Here is a 2694-nt window from a genome sequence, read left to right as displayed (position 1 = left end):
AAAAAACCCCCGGGGGCCCCCGGGGGGGGGCCCGCTTCTTTTCCCTCGCCGCGCGATCCCATCGCGTTCGTTGAACAATACGGCGATGGCCGCGGGGGCCGCGCTGGAATGACTTTATTAAAATTGTCGCTTATCTATTGACAAACGCCCTGCGGCGTGGTAATATAATAAGGCGCCTAAAAAGCGTTGACATATCGCGGAGTGGAGCAGTCCGGTAGCTCGTCGGGCTCATAACCCGAAGGTCGTAGGTTCAAATCCTGCCTCCGCAACCATTGAGAAGCCCAGAAACGTCATGTTTCTGGGCTTTTTTACGTGTATGACACCAATGTGTAAATCAACACCTCCTTTAAACCAGCAAATAGACACCAACGATGAAAAGGAGAAACAATTATATTTATTGTTTCATCTTGGAGCATCTTTTAGGGCCCACCGATATCGGTGGGCCTTTTTTTTCTCTATCTTTTAGGTCAATTATAACTAAAAAAGGGATTTTTTCACCCATAAAGAAAGGACCGGATAGTTGGACAGAAGAATTGATACAATGTAAGCATACAGAACGTATGTTCCCTAAAAAGGCAAACTTTTAAGAAGAGGCGGCTTAGGAGGGGGTGAAGAGAAAAAAGCAATTTCAGGGTGGGATGGCGGGTTTCTATAAACAATACAGCATAAAGGGAGGGAATTTCATGCCAAGCACAAACAAACTGCCAAATTCGGATTTAAACCAATGGGTGGCAAGCGACCGGCCGGTGATGGAGGATTTCAACCGCGACAACGAGATCATCGACGGGCTTGTGGGACACCTCAAAAAGACGCCCTATGTCGGTGCGGACGGCTATTGGTATGTGTGGGACACCGACGTCGCCGAGTATGTCAAGAGTGAAACCAAGGCGCGCGGTGAAATCGGCCCGCAGGGCCCGAAGGGAGAACAGGGACCGCAGGGCCCGAAGGGCGATACCGGCGAAAAGGGAGACACCGGCGCGGGGTTCCGGGTGTTGGGGCTCTTTGAGTCGGCGGCGGCGCTTACCGAAGCGCACCCGAGCGGTGCGGCGGGCGACGCCTATGCGGTTGGGACCGCGGCGGACAACCGCATCTATATCTGGTCTGACGAAAACGTGTGGAAGGACATCGGCGTATTGCAGGGTCCGCAGGGCTTGCAGGGCGAACGCGGTCCACAGGGAGAGCAAGGCCCGCAGGGTGAAAAAGGCAACCCTACTGTGATTAACGGTAAGATGCCCGATGCGGATGGTTCGATCTCCTTAATAACGGACGACATTTTGGAAACCAATACGCGCAAGTTTGCAAGTCCGGAGGAAAAAGTCATTTGGAATGCAAAAGCCTCCCCGGCATGGAGTGTCACGGCGACTCTGACGGCGGCGGACTGGGTGGGCAACACGGCCCCCTTTACGCAGGTGCTAGCGGTTGAGGGTCTTATATCTACCAGCAACGGGATTGTAGACGTAGCGCAGAGTGCAACACCAGAGCAACGGGAATCCGCCAGAAATGCGTTGCTTTCACTATCTGGACAGGCAACGGATCAAATTACAATGTTGGCTGATGGGGAAAAACCGGCGGTGGATATTCCCGTTACAATTCTTGTATTGGGGTGATGATATGGCGCTTATTGGAAAATTTCCGCTGATCACGGTGACAAATCCGAAAAATCCTCCGAGGTATACCTATACTGGACAATCGGAATTAATTAAGGGACCTGATATCTGGAAGATCAAATTTGTGACTTCTGGTGTGTTTACCTTGCTCTCACCAACTAAGTTGGGCGTCGATGTGTTCCTCGTTGGTGGGGGCGGTGGTGGATTCGGCAGTGGTGGGGGCGGTGGCTATACTACCAACGGTGTAACAATATTGCAAAAAGGCGTTGATTATAAAATTCTTATACCTTCTGGAGGCGTAGGAGGCGAGTCCGCTACGGATGGCGGGACATGCACAGCGTTCGGTTTTGTTGCTGCAGGAGGTGGTAAAGGCGGTATGGATGGTGGTGACGGAGGCTCTGGCGGAGGTGCTCTGAATAACAGAGATAATGGCGGATCAGGCGGATCAGACGGCGTGCGCGGTTCCAACGGCATGCATTATAGCTTAACCCTTAAAGAAGAATGTCTTGGCGGAACAGGCCAAATAGCCTCCACTCGCGAGTTTGGCGAGCCTAGCGGCGTATTGTATAGCGGCGGTGGCGGTGGCTATGGATTAATGGCCTTCGGCGAAGGTGGAGCCGGGGGTGGCGGTAACGGCGGAACCGGAGACAGAAATTGGACCCAACCCGCGGAAAGCGCAACGTACTATGGCGGAGGCGGAGGTGGTGTTGAAGGCCTCTCCGGTTCCGGTTATCAAGGCATCGCCATCATTCGAAATCACCTCAACCCCCATAGTGGAAGCGTAATCAATTGATAAGGAGGGGCGAAGTAAATGAATTTCGCAGTCGTCCAAAACGGCGTGGTGGTGAACATGATCGTTATCGCACCCTACAACACATCCGATTTTCCGGATTCAGTGCCGGTGGGGGACAAGCCGGTCGGTATCGGGGACGAGTACCGGGACGGGAAGTTCTGGCGGAATCACCAAGAAATACGTTAACCCAAGTGATATTAACAAATAGGTGGCCGCCTCCATCGGAGGCGGCCACAATGGAAAGGAGACAGAATATGAGCCCGCGAAAAACGGACGGATGCACCTGGGAACAAT

At 52.9% G+C, this 2694-nt stretch carries 3 protein-coding genes and 1 tRNA gene; all 4 read left to right on the top strand.

From position 1 onward, the window contains the following. The first annotated feature begins 195 nt into the window (after window positions 1–195). The 4 genes from NE609_RS17140 (at window position 196) to NE609_RS17125 (ending at window position 2586) form a co-directional block, all read left to right on the top strand. Window positions 196–272 (top strand) — tRNA-Met (locus NE609_RS17140). A 336-nt stretch (window positions 273–608) separates the two neighbouring features. Continuing rightward, window positions 609–1607: a collagen-like protein gene (locus NE609_RS17135; protein WP_256153221.1), complete on the top strand. Its 999-nt coding sequence runs from the start codon at window positions 609–611 to the stop codon at window positions 1605–1607. A 4-nt stretch (window positions 1608–1611) separates the two neighbouring features. After that, window positions 1612–2400 carry a glycine-rich domain-containing protein gene (locus NE609_RS17130; protein ID WP_256153220.1) on the top strand — a complete coding sequence of 263 codons (789 nt, stop codon included), beginning with the start codon at window positions 1612–1614 and terminating at the stop codon, window positions 2398–2400. An 18-nt stretch (window positions 2401–2418) separates the two neighbouring features. Further along, window positions 2419–2586 carry a hypothetical protein gene (locus NE609_RS17125; protein ID WP_256153219.1) on the top strand — a complete coding sequence of 56 codons (168 nt, stop codon included), beginning with the start codon at window positions 2419–2421 and terminating at the stop codon, window positions 2584–2586. Window positions 2587–2694 lie beyond the last annotated feature (108 nt).

It is taken from the genome of Anaerotruncus sp. DFI.9.16 (assembly GCF_024461615.1).
Taxonomy (GTDB): domain Bacteria; phylum Bacillota; class Clostridia; order Oscillospirales; family Ruminococcaceae; genus Anaerotruncus; species Anaerotruncus massiliensis.
This window is presented reverse-complemented; position numbering and strand designations above follow the sequence as displayed.

Excerpts from the sequence above, each read along its gene's own strand:
- NE609_RS17130 (WP_256153220.1), top strand. The coding sequence starts at position 1,612 with ATGGCGCTTATTGGAAAATTTCCGCTGATCACGGTGACAAATCCGAAA.
- NE609_RS17125 (WP_256153219.1), top strand. The coding sequence starts at position 2,419 with ATGAATTTCGCAGTCGTCCAAAACGGCGTGGTGGTGAACATGATCGTT.